The sequence below is a fragment of the Mycobacterium mantenii genome (genome assembly GCF_001667865.1).
GTDB lineage: Bacteria > Actinomycetota > Actinomycetes > Mycobacteriales > Mycobacteriaceae > Mycobacterium > Mycobacterium mantenii_A.
In genome coordinates, this window is record NZ_LZJP01000066.1 from 26,774 (window position 1) to 42,320 (window position 15,547).

17 protein-coding genes are annotated in these 15,547 nt (G+C 69.4%); 8 read left to right on the forward strand and 9 right to left on the reverse strand.

Going from position 1 to position 15,547, the window contains the following annotated elements; all coding sequences use genetic code 11:
* The first annotated feature begins 17 nt into the window (after nt 1-17).
* Entirely contained in the window at nt 18-590 is a 573-nt protein-coding gene (locus A5688_RS10215; RefSeq protein WP_067910226.1) for a carboxymuconolactone decarboxylase family protein, read from the forward strand.
* Here the strand turns inward: A5688_RS10215 and A5688_RS10220 are convergent.
* From A5688_RS10220 to A5688_RS10230, 3 genes are all read right to left on the reverse strand, one after another.
* Nucleotides 579-1,403: an SDR family NAD(P)-dependent oxidoreductase gene (locus A5688_RS10220; protein ID WP_067837605.1), complete on the reverse strand. Its 825-nt coding sequence runs from the start codon at nt 1,401-1,403 to the stop codon at nt 579-581. The genes A5688_RS10215 and A5688_RS10220 overlap by 12 nt on opposite strands.
* Before the next feature lie 150 nt (nt 1,404-1,553).
* On the reverse strand, nt 1,554-3,179 hold the full coding sequence (groL, locus tag A5688_RS10225) for a chaperonin GroEL (protein WP_067837608.1): 1,626 nt from the start codon (nt 3,177-3,179) through the stop codon (nt 1,554-1,556).
* Nucleotides 3,180-3,377: 198 nt separating this feature from the next.
* Nucleotides 3,378-3,944 carry a TetR/AcrR family transcriptional regulator gene (locus tag A5688_RS10230; RefSeq protein ID WP_067910223.1) on the reverse strand — a complete coding sequence of 189 codons (567 nt, stop codon included), beginning with the start codon at nt 3,942-3,944 and terminating at the stop codon, nt 3,378-3,380.
* Nucleotides 3,945-4,048: 104 nt separating this feature from the next.
* Here A5688_RS10230 and A5688_RS10235 point away from each other — a divergent pair, with 104 nt between their 5' ends.
* On the forward strand, nt 4,049-4,963 hold the full coding sequence (locus A5688_RS10235) for an SDR family NAD(P)-dependent oxidoreductase (protein WP_067837615.1): 915 nt from the start codon (nt 4,049-4,051) through the stop codon (nt 4,961-4,963).
* Between the two features lie 130 nt (nt 4,964-5,093).
* Here the strand turns inward: A5688_RS10235 and A5688_RS10240 are convergent, their stop codons facing one another.
* Nucleotides 5,094-5,792, reverse strand: coding sequence for a M24 family metallopeptidase (locus A5688_RS10240; protein WP_067910220.1), 699 nt, complete (start codon nt 5,790-5,792; stop codon nt 5,094-5,096).
* A 29-nt stretch (nt 5,793-5,821) separates the two neighbouring features.
* Here A5688_RS10240 and A5688_RS10245 point away from each other — a divergent pair, with 29 nt between their 5' ends.
* On the forward strand, nt 5,822-6,316 hold the full coding sequence (locus A5688_RS10245) for a cupin domain-containing protein (protein ID WP_067910217.1): 495 nt from the start codon (nt 5,822-5,824) through the stop codon (nt 6,314-6,316).
* Between the two features lie 9 nt (nt 6,317-6,325).
* Here A5688_RS10245 and A5688_RS10250 read toward each other — a convergent pair whose 3' ends face one another.
* Entirely contained in the window at nt 6,326-6,574 is a 249-nt protein-coding gene (locus A5688_RS10250; protein WP_067837626.1) for a hypothetical protein, read from the reverse strand.
* A gap of 161 nt (nt 6,575-6,735) precedes the next feature.
* Nucleotides 6,736-7,353, reverse strand: a complete 618-nt coding sequence (locus A5688_RS10255; protein WP_207546640.1) for a TetR family transcriptional regulator — start codon at nt 7,351-7,353, stop codon at nt 6,736-6,738.
* Nucleotides 7,354-7,443: 90 nt separating this feature from the next.
* On the opposite strand from A5688_RS10255, the gene A5688_RS10260 reads away from it, so the two are divergent.
* Entirely contained in the window at nt 7,444-8,514 is a 1,071-nt protein-coding gene (locus A5688_RS10260; protein ID WP_067911061.1) for an alpha/beta hydrolase, read from the forward strand.
* On the opposite strand, the gene A5688_RS10265 is transcribed toward A5688_RS10260, so the two are convergent.
* Nucleotides 8,496-9,938 (reverse strand): flavin-containing monooxygenase, encoded by a 1,443-nt coding sequence (locus tag A5688_RS10265; RefSeq protein WP_067911060.1) that lies wholly within the window; start codon nt 9,936-9,938, stop codon nt 8,496-8,498. The genes A5688_RS10260 and A5688_RS10265 overlap by 19 nt on opposite strands.
* Nucleotides 9,938-10,417, reverse strand: coding sequence for a VOC family protein (locus A5688_RS10270; protein ID WP_067911051.1), 480 nt, complete (start codon nt 10,415-10,417; stop codon nt 9,938-9,940). The genes A5688_RS10265 and A5688_RS10270 overlap by 1 nt, the downstream gene beginning before the upstream one ends.
* Nucleotides 10,418-10,483: 66 nt before the next feature.
* Between A5688_RS10270 and A5688_RS10275 the strand changes: the two genes are divergently transcribed.
* Nucleotides 10,484-11,422, forward strand: coding sequence for an SDR family NAD(P)-dependent oxidoreductase (locus tag A5688_RS10275; RefSeq protein WP_067837638.1), 939 nt, complete (start codon nt 10,484-10,486; stop codon nt 11,420-11,422).
* 19 nt (nt 11,423-11,441) lie between these two features.
* On the forward strand, nt 11,442-12,647 hold the full coding sequence (gene moeA, locus A5688_RS10280; protein ID WP_067911048.1) for a molybdopterin molybdotransferase MoeA: 1,206 nt from the start codon (nt 11,442-11,444) through the stop codon (nt 12,645-12,647).
* Nucleotides 12,648-12,659: 12 nt separating this feature from the next.
* Here moeA and A5688_RS10285 read toward each other — a convergent pair whose 3' ends face one another.
* Nucleotides 12,660-13,868 carry an MFS transporter gene (locus tag A5688_RS10285; protein ID WP_067837643.1) on the reverse strand — a complete coding sequence of 403 codons (1,209 nt, stop codon included), beginning with the start codon at nt 13,866-13,868 and terminating at the stop codon, nt 12,660-12,662.
* A gap of 65 nt (nt 13,869-13,933) precedes the next feature.
* Here A5688_RS10285 and A5688_RS10290 point away from each other — a divergent pair, with 65 nt between their 5' ends.
* Together A5688_RS10290 and pssA are read left to right on the forward strand one after the other, a co-directional pair.
* Complete coding sequence (locus A5688_RS10290; RefSeq protein ID WP_207546641.1) at nt 13,934-14,656, forward strand: phosphatidylserine decarboxylase; 723 nt, start codon at nt 13,934-13,936, stop codon at nt 14,654-14,656.
* The gene (gene pssA, locus A5688_RS10295) at nt 14,653-15,516 is read left to right on the forward strand and encodes a CDP-diacylglycerol--serine O-phosphatidyltransferase (protein WP_067837646.1); all 864 of its coding nucleotides are present in this window, start codon (nt 14,653-14,655) and stop codon (nt 15,514-15,516) included. The genes A5688_RS10290 and pssA overlap by 4 nt, the downstream gene beginning before the upstream one ends.
* Nucleotides 15,517-15,547: the final 31 nt, after the last annotated feature.

The following is a 15,547-nucleotide window of genomic DNA, read 5'->3' on the forward strand; positions in this document are numbered from 1 at the left end:
GCCGTACAGTCTCATCCGTGAGCCGCGTCGCACCGCTCGCCCCGCCGTGGAGCGAAGAAGATGCCGCTGGCATCAACAGCTGGGGTCACCCCGACCGCACCTACGAGCCGCTGCTCTTGGTGCGTTGCCTGCAGCGCCACCCGGCGCTCGCCTCCCGGCTACGCAAGCTCGGCGAATCCCTGTATGTCGCGGCGCTTTTGCCTGGACGGACGCGGACCATCGCCATCCTTCGCATCTGTGCCCTGGTGGGCTGTCGGTACGAGTGGGGCGGGCAGGCGGCGTTCTGGGGGCCGATCGCGGGGGTCTGCGACGACGAGTGCGACGCGCTGGTCACCGGCGGCAAGGATGCCTCTGCCGACCCGCGCTGGAGCCCGGCCGAGCGGACGCTGATCGGGGCGGTGGACGAACTCGAGGGCATCGGCTCGTGGTCGGAAGCGACATGGGACGCGCTGGGCCGCGACCTGACCGACGAGCAGCGGATCGAATTGCTTACCGCGGTCGGCTGGTATCGCACCATCTGCACGCTGTGCAACGCGCTCGCGCTTCCGGTGGAGGGCTGGATGCGGCCCTGGCCGGAGTCAGGGCGCTGAGCGGTCCCTGCGCAGTCCCGGATGCTGGTTCTTCAGCAGCGGCAACAGCACCCGCCGCGGCATGAACTGGAACAACCTGGTGCTGATCTGGCTCGGCAGCCCGGGTATCACGGTTGCGCGGTCGTGGTCTAACGCGTCGACTCCGGCGCGCGCCACGTCCCGCGCAGGTTTCCACATGAACTTCGGGAACGCGTCGGCGAAGGTCCGCTCGTCCATGCCGGCGCTCTCGAGGAATTCGGTGCGCACCGGGCCCGGGTTCAGCAACGCGACCGTGACGCCGGTGCCGGCGAGTTCGCCGCGCAGCCCCTCGGTGTAGGTGATCACGAACGCCTTGGTGGCGGCGTAGCCCACCTGCCCCGGGAAGGGGTGGTAGCCGGCGGTGGAGCCGACGTTGAGGATCGCACCCTTTCCGCGGGGGGCCATCTGCTGGACCACGCGGGTGGTCAGGTCGATGACGGCCTCGACATTCACCCGCACCTGGGCGATCTCGTCGTCGACGGAGGTCGTCGTGACCGACCCGATGGTGCCGATGCCGGCATTGTTGACCAGGATGTCGACGGTCAGGCCGCGGCGGGCCACCTCGTCGAGGAGACCGGCGCGGGCGGCGGAATCGCCGACGTCGCAGGCGATCACCTCGACGCGCACCCGGCCCGCGAGTTCGTCGGCCAGCTCGCGGAGGCGGTCTTCGCGGCGGGCGACCAGCGTGACGCCGTGGCCGCGGTCGGCCAGTTCGCGGGCGATGTCGGCGCCGATGCCCGACGAAGCGCCGGTCACGACCGCGGTGCTGGTGGGTGAGGGAGTCGGAAGGGCCACGCCGTCGAACCTACCGCTCGCCGAGTGCGCGGCTGGCCGCACGCTCGGCGTCGAATGTGCGGCAGGCTGCACATTCGACGAAGGCCCCCACATTCAACGCACGAAAAAGCCCGGCCCCCGCAAGGGAACCGGGCTTCTTCGTAGACGGACTTAGAAGTCCATGCCGCCCATGCCACCGGTCGGGTCGCCCGCGGGTGCGGCCGCCTTCTCCGGCTTGTCGGCGACGACGGCCTCGGTGGTGAGGAACAGCCCCGCGATGGACGCCGCGTTCTGCAGCGCCGAACGGGTCACCTTCACCGGGTCGGCAACGCCGGCCTTCAGCAGGTCCTCGTACTCACCGGTGGCCGCGTTCAGGCCGGTGCCGGCCTTCGAGTTGCGGACCTTCTCGGCGACAACGCCGGGCTCCAGCCCGGAGTTGAAGGCGATCTGCTTCAGCGGAGCCTCGAGCGCCACGCGGACGATGTTGGCACCGGTGGCCTCGTCGCCCTTGAGCTTGAGCTCCTCCAGGGCCGGTGCCGATTGCAGCAGGGCCACGCCACCACCGGCGACGATGCCCTCCTCGACGGCGGCCTTGGCGTTGCGGACCGCGTCCTCGATGCGGTGCTTGCGCTCCTTGAGCTCGACCTCGGTCGCGGCCCCGGCCTTGATCACCGCAACACCGCCGGCCAGCTTGGCCAGGCGCTCCTGCAGCTTCTCGCGGTCGTAGTCGGAGTCGCTGTTCTCGATCTCGCTGCGGATCTGGGCCACCCGGCCGGCGATGGCGTCGGAGTCACCGGCGCCCTCGACGATGGTGGTCTCGTCCTTGGTGACGACGACCTTGCGGGCCTTACCCAGCAGGGCGACGTCGGCGCTCTCCAGCGAGAGGCCGACCTCTTCGCTGATGACCTGACCACCGGTGAGGATGGCCATGTCCTGCAGCATCGCCTTGCGGCGGTCACCGAAGCCGGGGGCCTTGACGGCCACCGACTTGAAGGTGCCGCGGATCTTGTTGACGACCAGGGTGCTCAAAGCCTCGCCCTCGACGTCCTCGGCGATGATCAGCAGCGGCTTACCGGCTTGGATGACCTTCTCCAGCAGCGGCAGCAGATCCTTGACGGTGGACACCTTGGAGCTGACCAGCAGGATGAAGGGGTCCTCGAGGACGGCTTCCTGACGCTCGGCGTCGGTGACGAAGTAGCCCGAGATGTAGCCCTTGTCGAACCGCATGCCCTCGGTGAGCTCGAGCTGCAGGCCGAAGGTGTTGGACTCCTCGACGGTGATGACGCCCTCGTTGCCGACCTTGTCCATCGCCTCGGCGATCAGGTCGCCGATGGACTGGTCGCCCGCGGAGATGGCCGCGGTGGCCGCGATCTGCTCCTTGGTTTCGACGTCCTTGGCGGACTTGAGCAGGGTCTCGGTGACCTTCTCGACGGCCTTCTCGATGCCGCGCTTGAGGCCCAGCGGGTTGGCGCCGGCCGCGACGTTGCGCAGACCCTCTTTGACGAGCGCCTGGGCGAGAACCGTGGCCGTCGTCGTGCCGTCACCGGCGACGTCGTCGGTCTTCTTGGCGACTTCCTTGACCAGCTCAGCGCCGATCTTCTCGTAGGGGTCCTCCAGCTCGATCTCCTTGGCGATGGACACACCATCGTTGGTGATCGTGGGGGCACCCCACTTCTTCTCCAGGACGACGTTGCGGCCCTTGGGACCCAACGTCACCTTTACCGCGTCGGCGAGGGCGTTGAGCCCGCGCTCGAGGCCGCGACGGGCCTCTTCGTCGTACGCAATTGTCTTGGCCATTGCGAAGTGATTCCTCCGGATTGGGAATGAAACGCGGGTCACCGGGTTACGGCAACCCCGCTACTTACGCTGGCCGGGCGCAGTGCCCGCGACGGACGACCAGAGCTGGCCTCACCGTCCCGACCTAGCACTCACCCACTGCGAGTGCCAGTGTCATTCTTAGCACTCGCCTATGTCGAGTGCAAGAAGAGGTCAGCGCTATCGCCCAGCGCGTAAACCGTCGACGACGACGTCGGTCACCCGCTCGGCCAACGCCGAGTCATAGGCCTCCATGGCCTGGCACCCAACCATGATCGCCTTCACCTCGCGCACCCCGATGTCCTGGCGCGCGGTGCCCGCCCGCTGCGCGGCCCGCAGCAGCTCGTCGAGCATGGCCAGGAACGCGTCCTCGGCTTCGGGCGCGGCGGTGGCGACGTCGATCCCGAACCCGGCCAGCGCGTCGACCAGGCCGCGATCGGCCGCACCCCACTGCAGGACGATCGACCGCAGGTAGACGAACAGCGCTTCGCCGGGGCCGACGGACTCCAGCAGGGCGCGCCCGTCGTCGACCAGCCGTTGCATCCGGTCCTCGATGACCGCCTGGAACAGCGCCTCCTTGGTGGGAAAGTGCCGGTAGACGGTGCCGGCCCCGACGCCGGCGCGGCGCGCGACCTCGTCGATGGGCACCGCGAGGCCCTCGGCCGCGAAGGTCTCGTAGGCGACGTCCAGCACGCGCGCGCGATTGCGCGCCGCGTCGGCGCGCAGCGGGCGATCGGGCTGCGCCATCTGTTCACTCCTCCGCAGTTGACAAAGCGGGGCGAGCGTTCCGTATAGTACCAATCAACCGGAGCGCTCGCCCCGTTTACTCTACAAGTTCAAGGAGCCCTCCCATGGCCAAGTGGACCACCGCGGACATCCCCGACCAGACCGGCCGGGTCGCCGTCATCACCGGAGCCAACACCGGCCTGGGCTTCGAGACCGCCCAGGCGCTGGCCGAGCACGGCGCCCGCGTGGTGCTGGCCGTGCGCAACCTGGACAAGGGCAAGGAAGCGGCGGCCCGGATCACCGCCCGCGCCACGCACGCCGACGTCGCGTTGCAGGAGCTCGACCTGACCTCGCTGGAGTCCGTCCGGGCCGCGGCCGACCAATTGCGGTCCGCGCACGATCGCATCGACCTGCTGATCAACAACGCCGGGGTGATGTACACCCCGAAGTCGAACACCAAAGACGGCTTCGAGCTGCAGTTCGGCACCAACCACCTGGGCCACTTCGCCCTCACCGGCCTGCTGCTGGACCGGCTGCTCCCGGTCGCCGGCTCGCGGATCATCACGGTCAGCAGCGTCGGTCACCGCATCCTCGCCGACATCCACTTCGACGATCTGCAATGGGAACACCGCTACAACCGGGTCGCCGCCTACGGGCAGGCCAAGCTCGCCAACCTGCTGTTCACCTACGAACTGCAACGGCGGCTCGCCCCGCACGGCACGACGATCGCCGCGGCCGCGCACCCCGGCATGTCCGACACCGAGTTGATGCGCAACATGCCCGGCCCGCTGCAATTCGCCTTCGAGCGGATCGCACCGTTCGTCGCCCAGAACCCGGCCATGGGCGCGCTACCCACCCTGCGCGCGGCCACCGACCCGGCGGTGCTCGGTGGGCAGTACTACGGACCCGACGGCCCCGGCCAGACGCGGGGCTATCCCAAGATCGTGGGCTCGAGCGCCAAGTCGCACGACGTCGACCGGCAGCGCCGGCTGTGGGCGGTTTCCGAGGAGCTCACCGGGGTGGTCTACCCGTTCGACTAGCGGGCTCGCCGATCAGGGCAGATGGTGCCGACCCGCCGCGCCCGGCGCACGCGCCGCGCTTGCGATCGGCACTAGGGCAGATGGTGCCGACCCGCCGCGCCCGGCGCACGCGCCGCGCTTGCGATCGGCACTAGGGCAGATCGAGCAGCTGCTCGTAGAACCCGCCGAAACCGCGCGAGCGATCGACGAGGTGGATCTCGAGGATCCAGTGGCAGGTGCGGCCGCGCGGATCGGTGCGGCGCATCGGTTTGTCCGACCCGGGCATGATGTACCACTCGACGCCCGGCCCGGCGATTTTCTTGTGCGGGAACTCGCCGATCAGATGGCCCGCGATGCGGCTGCCCCACTCGAAGCCCTCGGCGTGGGCCACCCCGACAACGAAGTCGAACAGCTCGGCCCCGGTGACGTCGGGGCGCCCCTCGAAGTACTCGCGGCCGGCCTCCCACACTCGCGGCAGGGCGTCGCGAACGGCCGTCTTGTGCGGGTCGTCTCCGAGCACGAACGTCCGCCCGAAGTCGGCCTCCCACTCCTCGAAGATCGGACCCAGGTCGAGGAAGACGATGTCGCCGTCGCCGATCAGCCGATCCGGCGGGCGTTCGTGGAACGGCTGCAGCGTGTTCGCCCCGGCCCGCACGATCCGCCGGTGCCAGTGCCGGGTCACCCCGAACATTTCGCCGGCGAGGTCGTGGATGTCATCGGACAGTTCCTTCTCGGCCAGCCCGGGGCGAATCATGGCCCGCCGCTCGATCTCGTCGAACAGTTGCGCGGCTTTGCGTTCGGCGTCCAGCAGTCGTTGCACGCGAACATCTTCGGCGGTCGATCGGTCCACAACGGCGATGCTATGCGCACACTGGAACCATGTCCCTTGTCGTGCCGCCCTATCCGCCAGCCCGATACACCAAAGACGAACCGGAGATCAGCGCCTGGCTCAAGCGGGCCGATCAGCCACCCGACTACGAGACGTCCGGGGTCAAGTACCACTACCTGGCCAACCAACGGGACACCGCCGGCGACTACGGGCTCTACCGGGTCGAAATCGCGCCGGCCGGCGGCGGGCCTCCCGCGCATTTCCACCGGGCCATGTCCGAGGCGTTCTTCGTGTTGTCCGGAGCGATGAAGCTTTACGACGGCACCGAGTGGACGGACGGCCGACAAGGCGACTTCCTCTACGTGCCGCCCGGGGGCGTGCACGGTTTTCGCAACGAGGCGGACGACCCGGCATCGATCCTGATGTTGTTCGCGCCCGGCGCCCCCCGCGAGGCCTACTTCGAAGGCTTCGCGGCCCTGGCCGACATGACCGACGACGAGCGCCGGGAATGGTTCATCCGCCACGATAATTTCTGGGTGCAGTAAACCGTTCCATTAATCCGGATTTTCCTCTGCCGTAACGTTTCTGGCCGCTCGCATCGAGCGCTGGTCACCGGCGTAGGGTGTGGCCGTGCGGACGAGGAAGCCGTCGAAGCGGGCTGCGGCCTGGATGCGGCAGAGAATCGATTGGTCGATGAGCGCCCCGGTAATGATCAGCCTGCGCATCAAACGCCGGAAACCCCGCAGCACACCGGATTTTCGGCCGCGCCCACCGGCGCCGGTCGCCGTGCGGGAACGCGGCATCCGGGTTAGCGGCTATCAGCGCGGCGGCCGGGGATACCGCGATCGGGCCCAGGCACGCCTGTCCCTGGCGCCGCCCGCGATGACCCGACGGCCCCGCGTGCCACGCACGTCGGGCCGGCGCCCGCCGCCCGTTCGATAACGGCGCACCGCCGGACCGGCGCCTAGCGCGCGCCTTTCAGGTCGCCGTCGACGTAGCGCTGCAGGTTGGGACCGATGGCCGCGATCGCCTCGTCGTCGGTCATCGATGCGAGCGGCTCGATCTGCCAGACGTAGCGCATCAGCGCGAGGCCGATCGTCTGTGACGCGATCAGGCCGCTGCGGACCAGGCGCTCGCGCTCGTCGCGGCCGAGCTGCGCGACGCCCATCAGGCTGCCCGCGACGACGCGTCGCAGTTTCTCCCGCGTGGCCGGTTCGTGCGCCGCGGTTTGCAGGATGGCGTGCAGCGTCGGCCCGATCTCCTCGTCGGCCCAGCTGTCCAGCATCAGCCTCAGCACGGCGGCGCCGAGCCGGTCCACCGGTGTGGTCCAGACCTTGGCGACGTTGTCCAACCATTTCTGCGGCGGGTTCGTCGCCGCGTCGAGCAGCTTCTCCTTCGATCCGAAGTAGTGGTAGACCAGCGCGGGATCGACGTCCGCGGCGCGGGCGATCGCGCGGATTGTGGTTCCCGCCCAACCGTTTTCGGCGAATTGCTCGCGGGCGGCGGCCACGATCCGCGCCGCCAGCACCCCGCGTTCATCCCGCGGACCGGGAGTTAACGGTTTCTTCGCCATGAGTTTCATCCTAGCGTGAATTTCCTCTTGCGTTGAGACTTGTTTCAACGTAGCGTGAGACTAGTCTCAACGGGCCGTGAAAATGAGGAGCAGGCCACCATGTACACCTACGACATCGACACCGCGGCCATGTTCGACGACCGCACCGATCAGTTCGCGAAGTTCGGCATCCCGCTCGGCGACATCGAGCGGGTCCGCGCGGCCGTGGACGACATGTGGGCCGATGCACCCGGCGGCTGGGTCTATGAATGGTCTTGCCTGGCAAGCGAATACGCCGAGCGCGGGGAGCACCGGATGGCCTCCCTGGTCTACGGGTGCGCCAAGTTCCCCTGCCTCACCGACCCGGCGCGGGTCAAGGCGATGCAGCACCAGCTCGAGCAATTTCAGTTGGCGGCCGGCGAGTTTCCGGTGCACTTCGAGCGGCGCATCGTCACCGTCCCGCATCGCGGTGGGTCCGTCGAGGTGCCGGTGCACCTGTATTCCGCCGACGGCACCTACGCGAGGCGGCCGGTGCTGATCGCCAGCGGCGGTGTGGACACCTGGAAGATGGACATCCACCCATGGTGGGTCGGGTTCACCCAGGGCGCGGGCGTGACCACGATGGCCTTCGACCACCCCGGCACCGGCGAGACCGCGATCCCGCTCGACGGGCACGCCGACGACGTGATCCGTGGGCTCGCCGACTACGCCCGGAAGCTGGGCGACGGCCGGGTCGCCCACTTCGGCGCGTCGTTCGGCGGCAACTTCGCCGCAATGTCCGGGCTGTCCGGAATCGTTGATGCCGCAGTCGATCTCGGCGGTCCGGTCGTCGCCGCGTTCGGTCCGGAAAATCTCGGCAGGCTGCCCTACGGCATGCACGACATCCTCGGCAACGCCATGCACCGGGACCACTCCCCCACCCTCGACGAACTCAGCGCAGGTATGAATCACCTGAACCGAGGGAATCTTCTTGCCCGGCATGATAATTCGGCGATGTTGGTGATCAACGGGGCCGACGACTACTTCATCCCGCAGTCCGACACGCTGGTCTTCCAGGGCCGCCGCGACACCGAGGTGCACCTGATCGAGGGCACCGGCCACGTCGCGATGAGCAAGGCGCCCGAGGTGGTGCCGAAGATCATCGGGTGGCTGCGCACGCAGTTCGCCGAGAGCTACGGGCTCAGCTCGTAGTCGTCGTCGACCATCGCGCGCGTGCGCTCGAAGAATGTCCGCCCGCTGTAGGGCAATTGGGTGACGACCTTGCCGCTGGGATGCCGGAAGTAGTTGGTGCACGCCAGCCAGACCTTGCCCGCCATGTCGGCCTGGATCTCGTCGTTGTAACGCCGCTGCGCGTCGGGCGTCACCTCGACGGTGTGGGCCCCGCGATCACCCATCACGTCCAGGATGTGGCGGACGAAGGTCGTCTGCGCCTCGTGGATGTAGATGATCGAGTTGACGCCGTTGGTGTTGGGGCCGTACAGCATGAAGAAATTCGGATACCCGGCCACCAGCGTGCCCAGGTAGGCCTCGGCCCCCTGGGTCCACTCGCCGCGGAGATGCCGACCGCCGGCTCCGTACACGTCGATGCTGGCCAGATAGTCGGCGGCTTTGAACCCGGTGCCGTAGATGATGGTGTCGACGCGGTGCTCGACGCCGTCGGCGGTGCGCACCCCGCGTTCGGTCAGTTCGGCGATCGCGGTGGTTTCCAGGCTGACGTTGGGCAGCGCGAAGGTGGGATACCAGTCGCGCGACATCAGCGGCCGCTTGCAGCCGGCGGGATAGTCCGGCGTCAGCTTCGCCCGCAACTCGGGGTCGGCCACCTTGCGGTGCAGGTAGCTGCGGGCAAGTTCGGTCGCCTCGCGCGTCTGCGCGTGGTCGGTGTCGAAGCTGGCCGACTCGTAGGCGTCGAAGGCTTCGTCGCGCAGCTTTTGCGCCGTGGCCGGGTCTCGCTCAAACTCCTCGTGCTGCTCGGGGGTGAACGGGAAGTCGAACCGGGGCGCGATCCAGATCGGGGTCCGCTGAAAGACCGTGAGATGACCGGTCTTTCGCGCGATTGCCGGAACGTATTGGATCGCGCTGGCGCCGGTGCCGATGGAGGCCACCCGCTCCCCGGCCGTCGACTTGCTGTGATCCCAGCGCGCCGAATGAAACCGGCGTCCCCGAAACCGCTCCGCGCCCGCAATATCCGGAATGTGGGGCACATCGAGCATTCCGACCGCACTGACCACCGCGTCGAATTCGTGCTCGCGCCCCTCGTCGGTGATCAGCGTCCAGCGCCGCGTGACGTCGGACCACCGAACCGTGCTGATCGCGGTGCCCGGCCGCAGGTGCCCGGCCAGCCCGTGCCGGTCGGCCACGCTCTCCAGATAGGCCAGGATCTCGGGCTGGTTCGCATACGTCTTGCTCCACCGCGGGTTTGGCGCAAAGGAATACGAGTACAGATGTGACGGGACGTCGCAGGCCGCTCCCGGAAAGGTGTTGTGGCGCCACGTGCCGCCGAATCCGTCGGCTCGATCGAAGATGGTGAACTCGTAGCCGCCCTGGGCCAGCTGGATCCCCATCGCGATGCCGCCGGCGCCCGCGCCGATGATCCCGACGGAGGGCTTTCGCGGCATCAGACCCCCTGCGCGAAATAGGGGCGCTCGGGCCGGCTCTTTTCCACCAGGATGAACACAACACCCCACGGGTCGACGAACCAGGTGGTGCGCACTCGCGCGACATCGGCGATTCCACTGACCAGGAAGCGCACCCCCTTGCGCTCGAGTTCTGCCCGGGTCGCGCTGAGATCGGTGCAGATCAAGCCGACGTGGGACAGTCCGTGATCGGAGACGGCCGCACGGGCCCGCTCATCTGAGCCGTCGACACCGAGGTATTCGATCACCTCGAGCACCCGGTCGCCGTCGTCATCGAATCCGAGGATGGCCGCCTTCATGCTGGGGTCGGACACCAGCTCACCCATGTCGTCGCGAATGGCATTACCCGTCATGACATATGGCGGCGACAGCACACGTAGGCCCAACACGTCTCGGTAGAACGCCACCGCCGCCTCGCAGTCCGGGACGCACACGCCGCTGTGGGCCAGTCCGGTAATCACGTTCTCAACCTAGCGCCCGATCGCCCACCCGACGACGGCCAACCCGAATGAGTATGTTTGGGGGCCATGGCTTCCACCGACACTGACGCGCGCGGATGGTCGGAGGGTGACGTCCCGGATCAGAGCGGCCGCGTCGTCGTCATCACCGGCGCCAACACGGGCATCGGGTATGAGGCGGCCGCCGTGCTGGCGTACCGCGGCGCCCACGTCGTCCTCGCGGTTCGCGACCTGGAGAAGGGCAACGCGGCGTTGTCGCGCATCGTCGCCGCCAGTCCCCGCGCGGATGTCACGCTGCAGCGGCTCGATCTGACCTCCCTGGACTCGGTGCGCTCGGCCGCCGCCGCACTGCGCGGCGCCTACCCGCGCATCGACCTGCTGATCAACAACGCCGGGGTGATGTGGACGCCCAAGCAGCTCACCCAGGATGGCTTCGAATTGCAGTTCGGCACCAACCATCTGGCCCACTTCGCCCTGACTGGGCTGCTGCTCGACAAGCTGCTGGTGGTGCGGGATTCGCGGGTGGTGACGGTCAGCAGTCTCGGCCACCGGCTGCGGTCCGCGATCGACTTCGACGACCTGCAGTCCGAACACCATTACGACCGGATCGCCGCCTACGGGCGGTCCAAGCTGGCCAACCTGCTGTTCACCTATGAGCTGCAGCGCCGGCTGGCGGCCACGCCCGACGCGAGAACCATCGCGGTCGCCGCCCATCCCGGCGGCTCCAACACCGAGCTGGCCCGCAACCTGCCGGGCGTCTTCCGGCCGGTCAAGGCCGTGCTGGGGCCGGTGCTGTTCCAGAGCCCGGCCATGGGCGCGCTGCCGACGCTGCGGGCCGCCACCGATCCGGCCGTGCAGGGCGGGCAGTATTACGGCCCGTCCGGCTTCCTCGAGCAGCGCGGCCGCCCGAAGCTCGTCGAATCCAGCGCCCAATCCCACGATCCGGAGTTGCAGCGCCGGCTCTGGGCCGTCTCCGAAGAACTCACCGGCGTCAGCTTCCCCGTCTGACGCGCGGATAATGGCTCCGATGCGCTCAGTCGCCGAACATCAGCGGGTCGTCACCGAATTGATTCGTGCCCGGCCCCCGGTCGCGGTCCCGCTGGCCGAGGCCCAAGGCCTGGTCCTGGCCGAAAATGTGGTGGCGCAGCTGGCGCTGCCGGTCTTCGACAACTCCGCGATGGACGGCTACGCGGTGCGCGCCGAAGACACGTCGGGCGCCACGCCCGAACATCCGGTGGTGCTGCCCGTGGCCGAGGACATTCCGGCCGGGCGCACCGACGAGCTGACGCTGCAACCCGGCACGGCCCACCGGATCATGACGGGGGCGCCGCTGCCGGCCGGCGCGACGGCCGTCGTGCCGGTGGAGGACACCGACGGCGGCGTGGAGACCGTGTCGATCCGCGCGCCCCGCGAGGCCGGCAGGCACATTCGCCGCGCGGGCGAGGACGTCTCGCCGGGCACCACGGTCCTGCGCAGCGGCCAGGTCGTGACGCCGGCGGTGCTCGGGTTGGTGGCGGCGCTGGGCATCGCCGAGTTGCCGGTGATCCCACGCCAGCGGGTGCTGGTGATCTCGACCGGGTCGGAGCTGGTGATGCCGGGCACCGCGCTGCGGCCGGGGCAGATTTACGAGTCCAACTCGATCATGCTGGCCGGCGCCGTTCGGGATGCGGGCGCCGAGCTGGTCGCCGTGGCCACCGCGGAAGACGAAGTGGCCCAATTCAGTTCGATCATCGACCGATACGCGGGCGACGCGGATCTGATCATCACCAGCGGCGGCGTCAGCGCCGGTGCCTACGAGGTGGTCAAGGACGCCTTCGGGCGCGAGGGCGACCAGGGCGTGGAATTCGTCAAGGTCGCCATGCAGCCGGGCATGCCCCAAGGCGTGGGACGGGTGGCCGGCGCGACCATCGTCACGCTGCCCGGCAACCCGGTCAGCGCGCTGGTGTCCTTCGAGGTGTTCATCCGGCCCGCCCTGCGCAAAGCCATGGGCCTGCCGGACCCGGAACGCCCGCACCGCACCGCGGTGCTCGCCGAGTCGCTGACCTCGCCGCGCGGCAAGCGCCAATTCCGGCGCGCGGTGCTCAGCGACGACGACGGCACCGTCGTCAGTTACGGGCCGCCGGCGTCGCATCACCTGCGCTGGCTGGCGTCGGCGAACGGGTTGCTCGACATTCCGGAGGACGTCGTCGAGGTGCCCGAGGGAACCCCGCTGCAGGTCTGGGATCTGCGCTAGCGCCGATCGCGTTCAGGCCGCGGGGGTGGCCACGTCCCGGTGGAATTCGTCGGCCTTGTCGAAGGCCGGGGTGCAGCGGATGGCGATGCCGACGATCGACATCATCACCGGGATGGTGACCAGCGCCGCCGACAGCCCGACCCGACCGGACAGCTGGCCGATCAGCGGCGGCCCCAGCAGGTAGCCCAGCCACCCGGTCGCGGCCACGATGGCGATCGCCGATCCGGCGCCGCTCGCGCCGTAGGCCGCGCTGAACGCGGTGGGCACCAGCAGCGCCACCCCGACGCCCAGCGCCGCGAAACCGAGCACGCCGACCCACGCGGTGCCGGTCGCCAGCGTCACGCTCATGCCCACCACGGCCACCAGCGCCAGCGCCGGGAGCAGCCGCCGGCTGGACACCCGCGCGTGCAGTCGCGGTGCGCCGAACCGGGTGACGACCATCGTCAGCGTGTAGGCGGCGTAGCTCAGCGCGGAGACGCTCGGGCCGGCGCCGATGACGTTGCGCAGGTAGTTGGCCGACCAGTCGGTGGCGGCGCCTTCGCACAGAAACGACGCGAACGACACCGCCGCCAGGATCGCCACCGTCGGCGTCATCCAGGCCCGCCTACCCCGGGCCGGCTCCGGCGACGCGGCGGAGGCGTCCACCGCGTCGGGGATCAGCCGACGGGTCAGGGTTTCCACCACGATCAGGACGACCAGCCCGAGCACCGTCAGCTGAACGGTGAGGCCGACACCCGCGCCGACGCACGCCGCACCGATGACGGCCCCCACCAACGCCCCGACGCTCCACATGCCGTGGAACCTGGCCATGATCGGGGCTTTGGCGAGCCGCTCGACCGTGCCCGCCTGGGTGTTCATCGCGACGTCCAGCGCCCCCTGGAACAGCCCCCACAGCGCCAGCGCACCGAACAGCGAGGCCGCGGATCCGGCCAGCCCCACCGTCATTCCGGCCAGGGCATAACCGGCCACCGTGACCGGGATCAGCCGGTGGCTGCCCCAGCGCGGCAGCGCCCAGTGGCTGAGCAGCGTGGCCACCACCGATCCCAGCGGCGCGCCGAACAGCGCCGTGCCCAGTGCCGCGTCGGACAGGCCGAGCCCGGCCTTGACGTGGGGAATGTGGGCGGCCCAGGACGAGAAGACCACACCGTGCGCGATGAATACGGCGGTGACCGCGACTTTCGCCCGGCCCACGGGTGTTGCCGGCCGATCGATGGATTGCATGTCGAAGGTGGGCGTTCCCTCTGCGGGCGTCTACGAATCAGCCGCGCGCTCCGTAAGATGGCCGCGTGGCACGACGCCCCCGCACTATCGGCCCCACCGCTTCGGACCCGGGCTTCAGCCCGCAGCATGCGCTGGAGCTGGTGCGCTCGGCCGTCCCACCGGTGCATCCGGCCGGGCGGCCGTTCATCGGCGCCGGGCTGGCGCTGGCCGACGTCGGCCGCCGGCATCGATGGATACGACGGGCGGGCCTGCTGGCGGCGGGCGCCTGCGCGGGCTTCTTCCGTCACCCCCCGCGGGTGCCACCCACCCGGCCCGGCGCGGTCGTCGCCCCGGCCGACGGCGAGGTCTGCGTGATCGACTTCGCCGCCCCGCCCGCCGAACTCAGCATGGGCGACACCCCCCTCCCACGGATCAGCATCTTCCTGTCCCTGCTGGACGCCCACGTGCAGCGCGCCCCGGTCAGCGGCGAGGTGATCGCCGTGCAGCACCGGCCTGGCCGGTTCGGCTCGGCCGATCTGGCCGCGGCGAGCTCCGAAAACGAGCGCACCAGCCTGCGCATCCGCACCGCCGGCGGCGCGGACGTCGTCGCGGTGCAGGTGGCCGGGTTGCTGGCCCGGCGCATCATCTGCAACGCGCACGTCGGGGACAAGTTGTCGATCGGTGACACCTACGGCCTGATCCGGTTCGGCTCCAGGCTGGACACCTATCTGCCGGCGGGCGCCGAGCCGCGGGTGAAAGTCGGCCAGCGCGCGATCGCCGGCGAGACTGTCCTGGCCGAGCTGCCATGATCAGCAAGCCGCGCGGGCGGCCCGCGGTCAATCTGCAAATCCTGCCGAGTGCGATGACGGTGCTCTCCGTCTGCGCGGGACTGACCTCTATCCGGTTCGCCCTCGAACACCAGCCCAAGGCCGCGATGGCGCTCATCGCGGCGGCCGCGATCCTGGACGGACTCGACGGGCGGGTGGCCCGCATCCTGGACGCCCAGTCGCGGATGGGCGAGGAGATCGACTCGCTGGCCGATGCGGTGAACTTCGGCGTGACCCCGGCGATCGTGCTCTACGTGACGCTGCTGACCAAGTCGCCGGCGGGCTGGGTGGTGATCCTGCTCTACGCGGTGTGCGTGGTGCTGCGGCTGGCGCGATTCAACGCGCTGCAGGACGACGGCAGCCAGCCGTCCTACGCGCACGAGTTCTTCGTCGGCATGCCCGCGCCGGCCGGTGCGATCTCGATGATCGGTCTCATCGGACTCAAGCTGCAGTTCGGTGACGGCTGGTGGACGTCGCCGCTGTTCCTGTGCATCTGGATCACCGGGACCTCGATCCTGATGGTCAGCAAGATCCCGATGCGCAAGATGCACGCGGTCGCCGTGCCGCCCAGCTGGGCCGCACCCCTGCTGGCGGTGCTGGCGATCTGCGCGGCGGCGGCGGTGCTGGCGCCCTACGTCTTGATCTGGGTGATCATCGTCGCCTACCTGTGCCACGTGCCGTTCGCCATCCGCAACTCGCGTTGGCTGGCCGCGCACCCCGAGGCGTGGGATGACGCACCCAAGCAGCGCCGCGCCACGCGGCGGGCGATCCGCCGGGCCCAGCCCCACCGCCGGTCGGTGGCGCGGCTGGGCCTGCACAAGCCGGGCAGGCGCTTGCCGTGAGTCGCTCCGGCGACGACGCGGGCCGCTCCGG

Excerpts from the sequence above, each read along its gene's own strand:
- groL (WP_067837608.1), bottom strand. The coding sequence starts at position 3,179 with ATGGCCAAGACAATTGCGTACGACGAAGAGGCCCGTCGCGGCCTCGAG.
- A5688_RS10230 (WP_067910223.1), bottom strand. The coding sequence starts at position 3,944 with ATGGCGCAGCCCGATCGCCCGCTGCGCGCCGACGCGGCGCGCAATCGC.
- A5688_RS10235 (WP_067837615.1), top strand. The coding sequence starts at position 4,049 with ATGGCCAAGTGGACCACCGCGGACATCCCCGACCAGACCGGCCGGGTC.
- A5688_RS10245 (WP_067910217.1), top strand. The coding sequence starts at position 5,822 with ATGTCCCTTGTCGTGCCGCCCTATCCGCCAGCCCGATACACCAAAGAC.
- A5688_RS10250 (WP_067837626.1), bottom strand. The coding sequence starts at position 6,574 with ATGCCGCGTTCCCGCACGGCGACCGGCGCCGGTGGGCGCGGCCGAAAA.
- A5688_RS10255 (WP_207546640.1), bottom strand. The coding sequence starts at position 7,353 with ATGAAACTCATGGCGAAGAAACCGTTAACTCCCGGTCCGCGGGATGAA.
- A5688_RS10260 (WP_067911061.1), top strand. The coding sequence starts at position 7,444 with ATGTACACCTACGACATCGACACCGCGGCCATGTTCGACGACCGCACC.
- A5688_RS10265 (WP_067911060.1), bottom strand. The coding sequence starts at position 9,938 with ATGCCGCGAAAGCCCTCCGTCGGGATCATCGGCGCGGGCGCCGGCGGC.
- A5688_RS10275 (WP_067837638.1), top strand. The coding sequence starts at position 10,484 with ATGGCTTCCACCGACACTGACGCGCGCGGATGGTCGGAGGGTGACGTC.
- moeA (WP_067911048.1), top strand. The coding sequence starts at position 11,442 with ATGCGCTCAGTCGCCGAACATCAGCGGGTCGTCACCGAATTGATTCGT.
- A5688_RS10285 (WP_067837643.1), bottom strand. The coding sequence starts at position 13,868 with ATGCAATCCATCGATCGGCCGGCAACACCCGTGGGCCGGGCGAAAGTC.
- pssA (WP_067837646.1), top strand. The coding sequence starts at position 14,653 with ATGATCAGCAAGCCGCGCGGGCGGCCCGCGGTCAATCTGCAAATCCTG.